Source organism: Sphingobacterium sp. UGAL515B_05, assembly GCF_033097525.1.
Lineage (GTDB): Bacteria > Bacteroidota > Bacteroidia > Sphingobacteriales > Sphingobacteriaceae > Sphingobacterium.
The window spans coordinates 3,635,603-3,651,398 of the sequence record NZ_CP109907.1 but is presented as its reverse complement, the minus strand read 5'-3'; the positions used below and the strand labels follow the sequence as shown (position 1 = coordinate 3,651,398).

General features: G+C 37.1%; 15 protein-coding genes. 10 read left to right on the top strand and 5 right to left on the bottom strand.

What is annotated here, in order from left to right; translation table 11 throughout:
• Positions 1-28 precede the first annotated feature (28 nt).
• From OK025_RS14945 to OK025_RS14930, 4 genes are read right to left on the bottom strand one after another with little or no spacing between them, the layout of a single operon-like run.
• The gene (locus OK025_RS14945) at positions 29-1,387 is read right to left on the bottom strand and encodes a RagB/SusD family nutrient uptake outer membrane protein (protein WP_317664882.1); all 1,359 of its coding nucleotides are present in this window, start codon (positions 1,385-1,387) and stop codon (positions 29-31) included.
• A 4-nt stretch (positions 1,388-1,391) separates the two neighbouring features.
• A complete protein-coding gene (locus OK025_RS14940; protein ID WP_317664880.1) occupies positions 1,392-4,559 on the bottom strand; it encodes a SusC/RagA family TonB-linked outer membrane protein in 3,168 nt (1,055 codons plus the stop codon).
• Positions 4,556-6,094 carry a TlpA disulfide reductase family protein gene (locus tag OK025_RS14935; RefSeq protein WP_317664879.1) on the bottom strand — a complete coding sequence of 513 codons (1,539 nt, stop codon included), beginning with the start codon at positions 6,092-6,094 and terminating at the stop codon, positions 4,556-4,558. The genes OK025_RS14940 and OK025_RS14935 overlap by 4 nt, the downstream gene beginning before the upstream one ends.
• Before the next feature lies 1 nt (position 6,095).
• Positions 6,096-6,464, bottom strand: a complete 369-nt coding sequence (locus OK025_RS14930) for a hypothetical protein (RefSeq protein WP_317664878.1) — start codon at positions 6,462-6,464, stop codon at positions 6,096-6,098.
• A gap of 607 nt (positions 6,465-7,071) precedes the next feature.
• Here OK025_RS14930 and OK025_RS14925 point away from each other — a divergent pair.
• From OK025_RS14925 to OK025_RS14880, 10 genes are all read left to right on the top strand, one after another.
• Entirely contained in the window at positions 7,072-7,569 is a 498-nt protein-coding gene (locus OK025_RS14925; RefSeq protein WP_317664877.1) for a hypothetical protein, read from the top strand.
• 49 nt (positions 7,570-7,618) lie between these two features.
• Complete coding sequence (locus OK025_RS14920) at positions 7,619-8,305, top strand: hypothetical protein (protein ID WP_317664876.1); 687 nt, start codon at positions 7,619-7,621, stop codon at positions 8,303-8,305.
• Positions 8,306-8,493: 188 nt separating this feature from the next.
• Positions 8,494-9,084: a hypothetical protein gene (locus OK025_RS14915; RefSeq protein ID WP_317664874.1), complete on the top strand. Its 591-nt coding sequence runs from the start codon at positions 8,494-8,496 to the stop codon at positions 9,082-9,084.
• A 90-nt stretch (positions 9,085-9,174) separates the two neighbouring features.
• A complete protein-coding gene (locus OK025_RS14910) occupies positions 9,175-10,107 on the top strand; it encodes a hypothetical protein (protein WP_317664873.1) in 933 nt (310 codons plus the stop codon).
• A gap of 73 nt (positions 10,108-10,180) precedes the next feature.
• The gene (locus tag OK025_RS14905; protein WP_317664871.1) at positions 10,181-10,615 is read left to right on the top strand and encodes a hypothetical protein; all 435 of its coding nucleotides are present in this window, start codon (positions 10,181-10,183) and stop codon (positions 10,613-10,615) included.
• Positions 10,616-10,710: 95 nt separating this feature from the next.
• Entirely contained in the window at positions 10,711-10,977 is a 267-nt protein-coding gene (locus OK025_RS14900) for a transposase (RefSeq protein WP_317664869.1), read from the top strand.
• 20 nt (positions 10,978-10,997) lie between these two features.
• The gene (locus OK025_RS14895; RefSeq protein WP_317669775.1) at positions 10,998-11,795 is read left to right on the top strand and encodes an IS3 family transposase; all 798 of its coding nucleotides are present in this window, start codon (positions 10,998-11,000) and stop codon (positions 11,793-11,795) included.
• Between the two features lie 235 nt (positions 11,796-12,030).
• A complete protein-coding gene (locus tag OK025_RS14890) occupies positions 12,031-12,585 on the top strand; it encodes a hypothetical protein (protein WP_317664867.1) in 555 nt (184 codons plus the stop codon).
• A 7-nt stretch (positions 12,586-12,592) separates the two neighbouring features.
• The gene (locus tag OK025_RS14885; RefSeq protein WP_317664865.1) at positions 12,593-13,093 is read left to right on the top strand and encodes a helix-turn-helix domain-containing protein; all 501 of its coding nucleotides are present in this window, start codon (positions 12,593-12,595) and stop codon (positions 13,091-13,093) included.
• A gap of 2 nt (positions 13,094-13,095) precedes the next feature.
• A complete protein-coding gene (locus OK025_RS14880; protein ID WP_317664863.1) occupies positions 13,096-13,533 on the top strand; it encodes a hypothetical protein in 438 nt (145 codons plus the stop codon).
• 191 nt (positions 13,534-13,724) lie between these two features.
• Here OK025_RS14880 and OK025_RS14875 read toward each other — a convergent pair whose 3' ends face one another.
• On the bottom strand, positions 13,725-15,542 hold the full coding sequence (locus OK025_RS14875) for a DUF4365 domain-containing protein (protein ID WP_317664862.1): 1,818 nt from the start codon (positions 15,540-15,542) through the stop codon (positions 13,725-13,727).
• Positions 15,543-15,796 lie beyond the last annotated feature (254 nt).

Below are 15,796 nucleotides of genomic sequence, written 5' to 3'. Positions count from 1 at the left end.
GAAAGGGCGGCGGTTCGCCCTTTCCTATCTATCGCGGATTCTGGACAAGCCCTCCAGCAACGACAACCGAGTATGGGATCAATAGCGCAAATCGCTTATCGTTAGATTCTAAAACATATTCCTTTCCATCAAAGGTACGTACGATTCGAATGCCTACATTATAGTGCTTATTCAGCCGTTTTATATCCGACCATCGCGTACCAAAGCGAAAAGCCAGTTCCTTTCTACGTTCGCTCAATATAAAGTCGATCAGTTCAGTCTTCCCGCTGGGGACAATGGGTAGCTTGCCCGTTTCATAACGTGCTTTCAACAATTCAACCATCGTATTACCAGCATCAATCAACTGATTTGACCTTGCTTCACATTCGGCTTTAATCAAATAAAGTTCATCTACCGCAAGACCGCAAAATGCATAGCTCCCTATAGTACCCGCATAATTTCCTTTGAAATTGTAAAATCCATTTGCATTTTTTTTGTAATACAATATCTTCCTCAAATCACCTCCGTTGTACTGTTCAAACAGTACTGTGTCGACAAAAGATTTTGTTCCCGTAAATATGCCGCCTGATGACGCCATACCACTATGAAAGATAACTTCCTTATTCATTAATTCAAATGGAATTGCCGCTGTTGGCGACACCGTCCGATAATCAATAAGACCCTTTTGGATCGCTAATGAAAGATTCGCATAATTTAAGGCTTCGCTCACATTCCCCATGTAGAGAAACACCCTGGCCAGTACAGCATAAGCGGCAGCTTTGGATGGCCTCGTCTTTTTGAGCGGCAGATTAGGGAGCAGACCAGCTGCATCCCGAAGATCTTTTGTAATCTGGGAAAAAGTATCCTCTAAATTCGCGCGTTGAAAGCTAACATTGATATCTGAGGTCGTACGAAGTGGGATGCCGAGCTCATCCTTTGCAGTACCGACTTCATAAGCCTGCGAAAACTCCTGGGCCAGCCAGAAGAAATTCCATCCCCTGTGAAACAATGCCGTTCCCTTGACCAAATCCCTGTCCGAATTTGACATACCATCCAAATCTGCCTGATCAACGTTATCCAAAACGATATTCGCATACATAATCTTCTTGTAGCTTTCGGTCCAGTCTGTCAATTTAGTCTGTTCATTATTCAATAGATAAACATCACTTAATTCCGCAGCCAAACTTTTCACATCTTTATCGTTCATAAAATAATAGTCAGAGGCGACATCCATCCCGATCGGAAAGCTGCGTACGGTATAAAGCTCATAATCCAATAATGCCTGTAGATCTTTCAATGTTTTGGGAACTGCCAATGAACTTTTGGATTTCTCATCCAAGAATTTGTTACATCCTGCCAATGTTATCAACAAGCAGCATAGTATAGTTGAAATTATGTTTGTCTTCATCGTGTTAAAATTGAGCGTTTATACCTAGAGAAAATTGCGAGGGAATCCGCATAGTAATTCCATTTGGATCCAAATCTAGCTTGGTCGCCTTCCATATCACACCAAGATTGCGTGCATAAGCCTGTAGGGAAATACTTTTGAAATAACCCAGCTTGGGTTTCAGGCGGTAGATCAAGCTGATGTCCTGCAAAGTGATGTTATCACCTTTCTCGACCAAAATGTCGGAGTTCATATAAAACTGATCCCTGTTGGAATTCAATGGGTAATTGAATGCAGGAACATTAGTCGTCGCCTCATCACCCGTTTTTTGCCATCTTTTGTAATAATCGCTGTGTAGCGGAATGTTGGAGGATAAGGAGGAATAATTGACTGATTCTCTTCTAAAAAAATAGTTGAAACGATAGGCGATGTTGATACCGGCTTCCCAAGCACCGAAAGTAAAACTGTTTCTGATACTCCCAAACTGTTCAGGAAGTGCAGATCCATGGAATACCAGATCTTCAAGAGAGACTTTGGACCTTAAATCGGCGTAATTGGAATAAGGCTGTCCGTTCACACTAAATTGAGGATTACCGGCATCAGCTGTGAGTCCCATAAACCGGTAACTGACTAGATTATAAGCAGCATAACCCTCTATTGGTGTAAGCGATTGCCCTGAATTAACCATATCAGCATTCACGTTTGACCGATAGCTATAGTTAATAATCCGGGTTTTATTAGAAGAAAATAACCAAGTGGTACGCCATTGCAACGGGGCATCGATGTTGAGCGTATTGAGCTGTACTTCCCAGCCCTGTGTACGCAGGCTTGCGGCATTTCTTTTTAAATAATCGACACCTACAGTTGGATCAACATTCACAATAGCGATCAAATCGGTTGCTTTTTTGTTGAAGTAAGCTACCGATCCAGTCACTCGATTGTGCTTTAGGCCAAAGTCGAGGCCTAAATTTAACTGGCTGACGTCCTCCCATCGCAGGTCTGGATTGGGCGGATTATTGACATAGGCATTGGTGAATCCTCCCAGTACACCGGGACTGGAGTTATAGGTTATAGTCGTCTGTGCAGGAACTGAATTGTTTACATTTCCACTTTTTCCGTAGGTCGCCCGTAAGGTTAAGTGCGGCATCCAAGCCCAGCTATAGAAACTTTCGCGGTCGACATTCCAGAGACCACCAATTGACCAGAGCGGTTTCCATCTATTGTTGGTATTTACACCGAATAGATTTGATGCATCGCGACGTGCGCTTGCAGAGACTATATATTTTTTGAGCAGATTATACGATCCATTGAAGAAAACGGAGGCAAAACGGTCTACGTTGCGTTCATCATTAAAGTTATACCAGATCGTATTGCTTCCAAGGCCAGCGTAGTAGGTAAAAATTGTCCGGTAATCAACAGGTTGGGATATGTTGAGTTCATTGTCATATCCGTACTGCCGATAAGTGTGCAGCAGCCCCCGATTGTTCCTTATCTCCCCACCTATTAACACATTCAGATCGCCGAGGCTGGATTGTTTATCGTAGGAAATCTGTGCCCTCATGTTGTGACCATATTGTCTGTTTGAAGTTCTATCCAAAATATCACCCAGTGGAATAGGACGTTCAATTACATTACCTTTTAACTGACTGTATTTATTGATGAGATCGCGCACATAAAATGAGTTATGATCCATCCGATCCTCAAGGAGGCCATTCGATGTAAAATACTGATACCGCAATTCAGACCGCAGCCCTTTTATCCATTCATACGCTGCTGCAAGGTCAAATTTCAGCACATTCGTATTATCCGTCTTATCCAGTAGTTTCTGATCTGCCAAGGGATAATACGACCAATCCAACAATTTGCCTTCGCCCAGCGAATCCAAAAAACGACTTCTGTAGTTCTGCTCCAATCGACTCGGATTGCCATCGCTATCCATTAGCCGCGAATAAGGATAAGCTAGCCCTGCACTTCCAATTGCCAAGGATGAAATACCATTGTTGGTCACTTTATTTGCATTGAACTGCATCCCCCCCGCAAGTACCAATTTAGAAATCGGTCGCCAGGTCTGCTCTGTACGAAGTGTAAACCGACTATTTTCATTGCCAACACTGTTACTCCGCACCTTATCAAATCCTGCCGACCAAATAGACGCCAGCTTCTCGCTTCCAGTACTCAGCTGTACATTAAACTGTTGATTAATTCCCTTTTGGCGTAGGTACCGCGCTATATCAGCACGCAAGTTTCCCTGAGCAATTGTATTCAATTGGGATTCCAAGGCAGAGTCGTCGATCAACTTATTGCGATGATCGTTCAACAGCTCAACTACGGGACTGACTACAGGATTGTAGATCTTATTATTGAGCGTATTGTCGTAATAGCCCTGATTAAAGAGAAGTCGCTCCACCTCGATATAGGTTGAGTTGTCGACCTGCGACCGGTAGTAGGGATCCTCCCGATCAATAACAGAGATATTACTCGTTACCGAAAGACGGATCGGCATATCAAATTTCCCTTTCTTTAGCGTAATGACGACCACACCATTGCCAGCCTTAGCTCCCCAAATAGACGTGGCAGCAGCGTCTTTCAATACGCTAATATTTTCCACATCATTGGGATTGATATCGTTGATATCGCCCTCATAAGGAAAGTTATCCACCACAATCAATGGACCTTTGATGGTTTCTGTAATCGTGCTCAGCCCCCTGAGCAAAAAGTTATTCTGGCTGCCCCCACGTTTGTCAAATAATAGGGCATTGCTCAATCCGTCCAATCTATTGAGAATATTAGGGCCTATTTGCCTATCCAGTTCCTTTTTCCCGATCAGGTCAAAAGCTCCCGTTGCTCTTTCTTTGGGTAAGGTTTGATAACCCGTCGATACCTGTACTTCCTCCAATTCATTGACTAGAGGTGTGAGGTATACCAACCAACTATGTCGGTTTAGCGCATCCAGTGATAGCGTATCAGGGTGATAACCAAGACGTCGAAAAATAAGACAGCTTATCTGTCCCCTCAGTAGCAGCTCACCCTTTACGTCCGTGGCGCCGAAGACCTTTCCCTCGCAATCTTTAATAGATACAGCCGCAATAGGTCGTTTTGTATCGCGATCCTGAACCCTGACTGATTGCACCTGTGCGGATGTTTTCAAACAAAGTACGACACAGATCAATACGACTAAAAGATATTTTTTCATCGTATCGGCTCCTTTCCATGCTCGGCTACATAACCGTAGCGCGTCAATTTCATTGCACTACCACTGTCTTTAAATCCATCCTGTGTTAAGACGAACATGATCATATTTCGTCTTTCAAGCGATAAAGTCAGCCCTTGTGCCGCGAAAGCCTGTTTCAATTGGCTTATATCGCTGAGATTATCGGGTAGCGATAAGTCTATCTTTTCATCAAACCCCGTTTCATCGACCATAAAGGGCAGTACCGAGAAAGACCTGAGGTTAAACAGATTGGGGATATTTTTTATTTCAACGCCGATAAATGCATTCTTTGCCTTATCGTGTCCAACCTGTGCCTTTTGCAAAAACTTGCCGTCTGAGCTCCCATCGTTCTCCACCAGACCGTTCAATATGACTGTTGGCACCTTAGCCAATTCCTTACTTTGCTGGGGCTTTTTACCATCAGCACGGCGCATCACCAAGCATGCAACATCACGTAATTGATAAGATGCTTTCATTCCGAGATAGAAATTGAGGTCGCTTTCCATTTTTTTGTAAACGGTTGTATCACTCCATACCACTGGGCTTACCGATTCGTAGGTATATTTCCAAAAATTCCGATCCTCCTCCAATCTGTGGATTATACTATCGGGAGCATTTGTTTCGAGTATACGTCTAGCGCGAATCTTGGAAAGGCCGGCAATATAATTTTGAGCATTTTGCAATGCGATACCATATTGCATAAATACATTGAGGTTGGGTACAACGAGGTGCTTACACTGATGGGTGGAGTCTACCGTAAAACTGCTCGCCTGCGATATCCCCTGCCCATAGGGCAGTAAGGTGCTGTAATAATAACTGTTGATCTTAGCATCATAATAAGGCTGCAACAATGGTTGGTCAAATGCGAGTACTTTGGCCGCTACGGGGACTGCGTTTCGGTCTTTGATCATCTGATTTAAAGCAAACGCATTTAGTTCACTCGGCATTGCTATTGCACGTACCACGCCATTATTGTCAATACAGGCGGTAAAAGGGATTGCATCCTTTTCAAAAAACTTGGTCAGCAGCTTGTCATTGACAATGGATGAAAACCTATTAGCCAATCCATGGGTTTGTATAAACTCACTTTTGCCAATAAATTTCTCTACGGCAGCACGATCTTGGTAAGTAACTGAAAGTACTTTGACCTGGCCGTCCATATCGTCCTGCAATTTATAGAGACCAGGGAATGCGGCTATGCAGGATGAGCACCAAGTAGCCCAGAAATCTAGAATAATCAGTTTCTTATCCTTATAGTCTCGGAGCGTCAATTGTTTAGATCCGGCCTTATGCCCTACCACATCAAGCTGTATATCCCAAAGTCTCTGGGGGATAGTATCCCCTATTTTGAGATATTTAATTAGAAGCCCATCAGCCCCGCTATCCTTGCGAAGCGTCTGAGCTGATATACTAAACATAGAAACTAATAAGTATAAGATCACAAGTACCGTAATCTTTAGTATTTGAATATATAGCAACGCACTGCTATTGGATTGTAGTTTTAATTTTTTCATCATTTTAGGGGTTGGTTTTGGAAGGGGACACTCGTTGGAAGAAATCCGAGATTGCTTTAGAAGTATCTATTGCTTCTTTGTTTACCTCTATAGAAATAGATACCTTACCAAGATCCAATTGAGTCATATGGATCATAAAATAAGCTATCAGGACGCGGAGAAGTTCGACGGAAAATTCAGACAATTGCGGATTACCACTCATTTTTTCGTTATCAACCGTGTTGGGATGTAAAACAACGATATAGTCTTTAATTGTACTTAGAGGATACTTATCCCAAAAGTCTTGAACATTTTTCACCGGATCATATCCTGATCGATGAGTTTCATAAATTACCAAATCCAGTAGAATTAGGTGAGCGTAATTAGATCTCATTCATTAGATTTTTAATGGCGAGTTAGGGCATATCTGTTCCAGGCCGACTGAATCAGCTACTTTTTAGGCCATAAACCGCCCGTAATAAAATTGGTTAATTGGGAAAGCTAGAATTCTTGTGAATGAGCATCACTAGGTATATTATTGGGCATCTCGAATTCCATAGCTGATGTGACCAGGTCATTGCTGGCGAAATCAGACCGAGCTACTCGGGAGATTTGAAGATGTTTTTTGTGATTTGTTTCTTTTGTTTCATAGCTCTAATTTGTTAGAGCCTCAACACCTAAAAATTAATTAGGCCGAGGCTACTGATAGTTCGAGCTCCCGGTGGTAATCGGGGGTAGTTTCCTACCAGACACAATCAGTAAGACCTCGGCCCAACAATATATATCATTGCACCGAGGTGTTTACTTACCACTCGTGTCCTAATCAATTACCACATTGCTCGAACGAGATCTTACAAGTAAACACCTTCTAAGTTCCTAAAAGGAATAGAAAAGTGAAAATACAGCTTATTTACTTCTTAACCATACATAGCTTCATTTCTATAGCTACAACTATAGACAAATATAGTAATAACTATAGACATTGCAAAAAATATTTTACCATGTCGAAGAAATCTCAATATGAACTTGAAATTGTAAAAAACAGTATACAAATCAGAAATAATTACAATAAATCACAATCCTATTTTGCAATGTTATTAAATGTATCTGAGGGGTATATTGGACACGTGGAGAATCCAAAACGACCGGAAATGTACACTCATGATCAAATAAATGCAATCTCTCTTGATCTTGGTATATCACCACGATTATTTTATCCTGATATAGCCATCGATCAGGCATTACCGAAAAGAGATACTCAAGCGAAATTAGAAAGAATCAACCTAATCAGATTAGGCGTAGACAATTTGATTAACTCTAATTTCTTCGATTCAAAAAAATCAATTAAAGAAGTCATAATAGAACTTAATCAACAGGATTCATATTTGAAACTAGATCTCACTAATAAGGATTTAACAGATATACTTCGACCTATTGTCAAGTTAAAAACTTTGAAAAGTGTAAAGGTTGGAACAAGAAATTATTATTGTAAGTTTTAGTTTTTTAGCCTATTAATAAGAATTCCTTTAGTTTAATAGATGATTAAATATGAAAAATGAAAACTTCAAACTGATCTTGGTTGCCTTCATGTTGACTATCGGTATATGTACACTAATATATTTAGGCAACATAATTACCCCAGAACAATATAAATTTAATGTTGAAATATGGGGAACAGTAAATGATTGGATGATGTATTCTGTAGGAATCGTTACAGCTGTATTTCTTTATAAAACACTCAGAAGTCAACAAGAGGTTCAAAAAATGCAGATGGACATGAAAGAAATCGAAACACATAAGTTTAGAGATAGCCTACGTCCAAATGTTATTGTTACTCACACTGAATTTGAACCCATAACTTCAATAGTTTATTTTACACTTAGTATTCAAGATAAAAGTTTAAAACATCCTAGATTCATATCTCCTCTCCCTTTGAAGTTCAATTCACAGATTTCTGTTGAGCAATTGGCTTTGGAAAATGGATTCCTTTATATTATTAATGATTATATTTCTCCGGAGGATAAAAGGGGAATAAATGTAGAAGTTGAATTTGATTCAAACACATGGACGAGCTACAACGATTTGGGAGGGAGGTATCTTGATTTTTATCAAATGTCTTTATTTTTCAAATACTCTGATATCAAAAACTTTCAATATGAAAACTTATTAATCATAATTATTAAACCGACAGAAAACTATATAAAAGTTTCCCTTGGGGATGCTGATTTTCAATAATCAAAAACTTTTTTTCTTCGAGATAAAAATTAATTACGTTTTCGCATCAACTGAACTTTCATACAGCATTATATTTATTTCATCTAGTCACAACATTATATCACAGGACACAAAATTGATAATTGATTCCATTCTTTATTATCAAATTAAAAGCAAAATTTAGTATTTTACAAAAAGTATTTTTAGCCATGAAACATTCGGAAAAACTTGATCTTCTCCTTAAAAGCTTCTATAACAATCGCTTCAACGGTAAGATCGAAATTTCAAAAAACAAATATGAAAGCGTTATTCCTTTATCTAACGAAAGGGAATTTAGCCTTCTTATAAAAAGATTACAGGATGATGGTTACATAAAAGCATTTATGGCTACTGGAGGTGAGGGGCTCGTCGATATAACATCTCGAGGAATAGAATACTGTGAAGAAGATTCTTACTCTTATCGCGGAAGTTCAATAATAACCAATAACTATTCCATATCTGTCAATAATAGCCATGGAATCTCAATAGTGAACTCTTCAACTAATGTTAATGTCAATATATCTAATATCGATGATATTAAGAAGAAAATAGAGCAGCTAGTAAATGTAGTACAAACAACATCCGATATTTCACATAATAACAAAAAGGAAATGATTGAATGCATTGATGAAATCAAAACATCTTTAGATCAGGACAAGAAACCAAAATTTGCATTCGACGCGCTCCTAGCTATGGCAAATAATTTTGCCGGGATTAGTACACTTGCAATTGAAATTGGAAAATTAATTTTTGGCGGATAAGGAACTCCAATGAGATCATAAGAATAATCACAATTATTGTTTCTCAATAAATCCACTATTAACTAGCTTCTGAATAATCTTTAAGTTTATATGGAAATACCATGGTATATTAAATATACACCTAAGTCACCTGGAATTATAAAACTGACCGCAGAGCATACCATGAATGTTCGCGATATCTCATGGTATTTAGATAATGAAATAAACCTTGATATATATGAATCTTTATTGCCTAGTCCAGTTCTAGGGTATCGCCAATACAATTTCGACACACTTGATTTTTTTAATAAGCTTTATTTTGTTTTACATAAGATTATTCTGTATTCAGATAATCGAGTATTTGTTAGAGACTATTTATCTGCCTTTGCATTAAACAAAAATCTACATAAAGAATATAAGGAAAGGAAGTATTTCTTCGAATGTTTATGCAAAATAATCTTTCATTTTGAAGATGAATTATGTATTCCATCTTCTATTTTAAAAACAATTGACGCAATTATTGATGACCTACAATTTATTATAGATAACAAAAAGGAAGATCAAAAAGCAGAGGATAAAGCCGAGTCACTTAACACTACTCTAGGAAATTTTGACGTCTTCAAAGAGTCATATAAAAACAATAAGAACGAAATCAATAAGCATAGCCCAGGTTGGCAGGTAAAGGATTCTATTAAAATACTAGAAGCTCAAAAAAAAACACATAAAATTATTAGTGATTCTTTTAATAGCATGTCTCGGATGTACGGCTGGCAATATGCTTTTAGATCAGAAGAGGATTTCAATAAAATCTCAGCACTATTGACGAGCTTCTTTGTGCAAGAGAAAAATTTTTCATTTCCTGAGGAAACAATAAATTTAAAACGAAACGCTAAGACCAAAGTCGCTGTATGTGTCAAATTAATTTATAATGAGCTTGGAGAAGGTGAATTGAAAAAAGAGCAGAATCTTTTTAAGATTATGAGGTGCATGAACTCTTTTAAAGATGATGATGAATTAGCAATATACAAATTGATGCACAAATAAGGCGAATCCCCAAAATCCCCGCTGGAATCCCAAAAGTCACCATCCATATTGTGCTGAATTAAACAAAAGCACAATGATAAATAGAAAAATAAACAAGGTCGGACAAAATTACAATAAGAACAACTTAAATTTTCCTCATCGATTTTCGTCAAAAAAACACCTAAGCAAGAAAATGCTAATGGACTCCATTATCGCTGTAATTGAGAGTTGCACTGGGGAAAACATTGATTCTTTAAAAAAAGAGCTAAAAGAAGAAGAACTTTTTTTTCTTGGGCTAAACTTTCTCACAACTACAAAAAAAGCATATTGCCAAGCACTAGGCATTCCTATTGAGGCTGCCTGTCGTTATAAACGAACTTTCGAAAAAAAAGGATTATTGGCGCAATCATCCTACAAAATAGTATGTCCTTACACGGGTCATCTCGCTCATTTAATTTCAACAAACCCTGTCGAATTTGATAATTTAAAGAGAATTAGAATTAGAATTAAGCAACTATCGCTTTTTTAACAACTAAATTTAGTGGACTGGTAGACTTACCTGTTTTGGTAGACTTACCTATTTTTCAGACAAATTAAAAATGTTAAATTAGTTTGTTATATAATATGAAAAAGAGCAAGTTTTCAGAACATCAAATCGTTAATATTCTCAAAGAATACGAGTCCGGTAAGTCTACAAAGAATATTTGTAGAGAACATGGTATTTCAGCGCCCACTTTCTACCAATGGAAGCAGAAGTACGGAGGTATGGACGCACAACATCTTAAAGAGTTAAAAGCACTTCAAGAAGAAAATGCCCGTCTAAAACGGATGTTTGCGGATCTGAGTTTGGATCACCGAATTTTAAAAGATATCATTGAAAAAAAGCTCTAAAGCTCTGTGAACGTAAGGAGCTGGTCGATGGGGCAATAGAAGAGCAAGGGATCAGTATTTACAGAGCCTGTAAGATTGTTTGTATGAGTCGTAGCATGTACTATTACGCACATAAAAAGAACGATCAAACTGTTATTTCAAAGTTAATGGATCTTGCTGCTCGTTATCCTACCTGGGGCTTCCAGACCTATTATGGCAAGATACGTCTAGAAGGACTTTTGTGGAACAGAAAAAGGGTACTTCGAGTTTATCGAAATATCAATTTAAAGCTCAGAACCAAACGCAAACGCCGAATTCCGTCAAGGATTAAAGAGAAACTCTTAGTTCCCGGATCAGTTAATGACACTTGGTCGATTGATTTCATGAGCGACTCTTTGGCCGATGGCAGAAGGTTTAGAGTACTTAATGTCATCGATGATTATAATCGTGAATCATTGATAAATGAAGCATTCTATTCAATACCAGGCAATAGACTGGTACAAAAATTAAAGGAATTGATCATGTATAGATCTAAACCTAAGCGTATAAGAACGGACAACGGGCCTGAATTTTTGTCCAAGGTCTTCACCGACTTTTGTGCTGAAAACGGAATCGCACTGCAATATATACAGCCTGGAAAACCCGCTCAAAATGCTTACATCGAACGGTTGAATCGAACATTTAGAGAAGACGTGCTAGATGCATATCTGTTTGGTTCTCTAACAGAAGTTAATGCAATTGCTTATGAGTGGCAGGTTGATTACAACGAAAATCATCCACATACAGCGCTGAATGGACTAAGTCCCTGGTTATACGCTAAGGAATCTTTAGTTTCTTAAAGCGTATTTTTATATTTATTCATTGTTTGAAAAACGGTAAGGCTTCAAAAACAGGTAAGTCTACCTACTGAATACATAAAAAAAAGCTTAATATGGAAAAAATCAAATAGCCGTCAAATAAAAATTGAAGAATAACGACTCGACAATATTTGATTTATTTTAACTACTATTGTATTAGTCTTTAACGATAGCCGTGTTGTAATATTTAACAAAAGTAAACCTAAAAGTTGATTTTATGGAAATTGATTGTATCTTTGAAATAGTCCAAGATTCCTTAGCTGCAATAAAGTATAAAGAAGATGAGAAGGATTGTTTCGATGAGTGTTTTTCAAAATGGGGTGATATCGAATACCTAGAGAAATTTTTCCATCAAAATGAAAGTGATTTACAAGATGAATTTTGGAATTTAAGTTGCGAAGACGCCGTTCTCAAAGTTCTAGAGGAAGCAGAGCAATTCAAAAACAATATAATTGATGTTGCTGAAAAAGGCAATCTTGATAGTCATATTTTTGTACCATTGCACAAAAATGATATAGCCATAAAAAGATCGGAATCCAAAGCGTATGGACGTGTTGATAGGGGTGCGATGCTTAGACTGTATGCTATTCGATTAGGCGAAAATGTCTATGTAATTACAGGAGGAGCCATAAAATTGACAAAACAATTGCAAGAAAGAGAACATACGGCACAAGAATTGAAGAAACTTAAGTACGTAGCAGATTATTTAAAAAAATTAGGCATCGATGACGATACTGATTATGGGTATCTAGAATTCGCAAATAAAAATTAAGACACAAATGGCAAATAATTTTGAAAAACTTCGAGAAGCTTTTGGCGGAATGCAGAAAAGTAATGCTGTTGATCGTTTTAAAAAGGAAAAAGCTGAACAAAGTACACACCGAAAATCTCAATTAATCGCGTTAAAGATTCTTAGAACTTTGCGCCAATTGGGTATATCCCAAAAAGAGTTTAGTGAAAAACTGGGAGTAAGTCAACAACAAGTGAGCAAATGGGTGAAAGGATCTGAAAATTTCACAATGGACACTATTGATAAAATAGAAAAAGTTCTTGGTATACAACTAATTGAAATCAAAAGTGATGACATTTTTATAAAAAAACTTAATATTAAAGCGGTTTGTTATAAAGAACATATAAGTTCATCGTGGGAAACTTTCGAATCGAATACTGTTGTAATACCTGTACAACGTCCTGCAAAGAATTTATATGTATCCCACGCTTTAAAAAGCGCGCCAATAACAGAAACTTCTAAATATTGTAGTGAAGAACAATTTACATAGTCGTGGAAAAAAAATCTATTAGTATACATTTTAAGTTGCACAAGATTCAAACGCTGCAATTTGCAACTATCGGTGATGCGCCTGATTTTTCACCGACTTTACCTTCTCAACAGACAATAGAGGTATTATTCGAAACTTATGAGAACACCAACCTAATTAGCTGTATAATGGATTATACAATTTTAGATAAAGAAAGACCATTTATTAAGATTAAAGTTTCTTGCGAGTTTGAGATGAATGGCGATGATTTGGAAAGTCTATCCGACAACGATAAAAACCACATAACATTGCCGAAAAACTTTGCAAAACATCTTGCTGAAATAACTTTAGGAACCGCTCGTGGCATCCTCCATGAGAAAACTGCTGATACGCCATTTAACAAATATCTAGTTGGCGTCTTAGAGCTTAACACCATGTTTAAAGAAGATGTAGTAGTATAGTCAATAATTCAACTTATTACAAAAAAATGGACAATGCCAATGCATAACTGGGGCTTGACCATATCCCAACTTTATATTAGATTTGGGGATAGACTCAAATTAGAAAGAGGTTTTTAAGATGCTAATCCAATGACACAGTTTAAGTTACACTCCCTACTTCTTGCTTCTAATCAGGCAAAAGAAAAATAGTACTATATATTTTCCAAACTAGTATTCATCCGAATCTCGGGATAAATAAGAGGTAACAGATCAGCAAGCGACCATTTAGGTTTTCGGCCAAGATGTAAATTCATTTCTGGGGAAATATCTTCGTACAAACAGTCATATATTCCCTCATTTTTTGCTATTCTATCTAAAGTTGCTCGTTGATTAACAAGTTTTTCCATAAACAAATATGAGCGGGTATTACCATTAGTCAACTTATCTATATCTTTTACCAAGGAATTCAACTCATAGGCTTCTATTAGCCTTCTCATTAAATTTAAACAATTTTCAGCTTCATGTTTCATTCCTAAAAAGTGTAAGATCTCAAACTGTAATACCAAACAATGAAACTGATTTCTACGATGCCGTAATTTATCATAAGTATCCAAAATTGGATCTAGATCATTTAATAAAAGAAGTAAAAAATCACGATCCTCTATTCTTATATCAATGTTAATTGATAGAGTTTCTTTATTCCAATTACTGAACGAATGAAAATAATATGTTTTCGTAAACTCCCATTCTATTTTCTCACCCAAAAGATTGCGTACTGCTAGAAAATTGTAGTTCTCCTTCGCAAACTTCACTAGCTCTTTCAATTGATGGTTATATTGTTCATCCAGCTTCGACCATTCTGCAATGAGTAAGTCACGATAGGCATCGACTTTTCGTCCAATTGTAGTTAAGTAATTTCCAACGAGTTCGTGCAATAATAATTTCGCTTCGGCTTTTAGCACATGAGCATAGGCAACGATTCTCATATCTGCAAACTGCGGATTATTGTCTAGAATTTTCGTGACACCATCATAATACTTCTTTATCTGTTCTGCTCTAAATTTATTTCCCTCAAAACATTTGTTATAGAGATTTTCAAATTGTAAAAATGATCCGGCATTTTCATTCTCAACAATCCTTTCAATCTCTTTACTAAATTGATCTTTCCCTATGATACCGAGTAAATACTTCGCCTGGATTAGGGTATATGTGACCATAGTCTGATCTTCTGGATGCAAACTATTTAACTCGCTATAAGCCAGTTTAAGAAAGTTAATAGCTTTCAATAAATCATGTTGATGATAGTAAGCTATTCCACAGACCATATTGAATGTTGCTGAGGCATTATCTCTCGGATGGGACCGCTCTTCTATCTCAATAATCTGAGAGAATGCATGTTGATTCAACAACTCATAGCCATAATTTTCAATAAATGCTATGTTTTGATCGATACTATATACCTCTTGAATATCATCGATAACAATACTTTTTAATTTTCCTCCTTCATTGCTATTTAATCGAAGATGCATTCCTACATTACGTTGTACACTACCGAAATCGAAAGCTTCCTTAAAAATCATATCAATCTTTGCATGATCAAGAGCTTGTCTGAATTTGACTTTGTATGTTTTGGGAGTTTTTTTTGAATTATACTTATCAAAAAAACTGCGGTATACCTCTCCTACTGATTCTATATAAAACTGACCTGCGTGATAATCATATAGAATATAATAGGAAGGGATTCCAAAATTCACTAAATAGTTCAAATTACTTACTTCAATTGGATATGTTATAGATCCATCTTTTAACTTTTTACTAGACTCAGTAGATTTCAGCTGTATGGCAAAACGAAAATTGGTATACACGCCATTCTGCTTGATTTCACCTATAAAATCAATTCCTTTGTCTCGTTGACTCTCAGAACGAAGTTCAAATAATGAAGGATCAAATTTAAGCGACAACCGATTTCGAGAAATAGTTTCTAGCTCTTCTTGTCGACTTGATTTAGGTAATGCAATATTATGGCTCATTCATAAATTTAATGATTATCTATCGAGAAATCAAAAATGCAATTATAGCCTCAGAATTTTATAATACTCTACGGGATACCATAAAAAATGCTTCTCATCTAACTGTATTTTAGATAAAAACATTTTTTATATGGAAACAATTAAAGCAATAAAACCGGGACCAAAGCCGAAGAAACAAGACGGCACACCCGACAGAAGACAACGGGTTACTCCCGAAACGAAACCCAAACATCCGGACCTGAAACCACATAAGC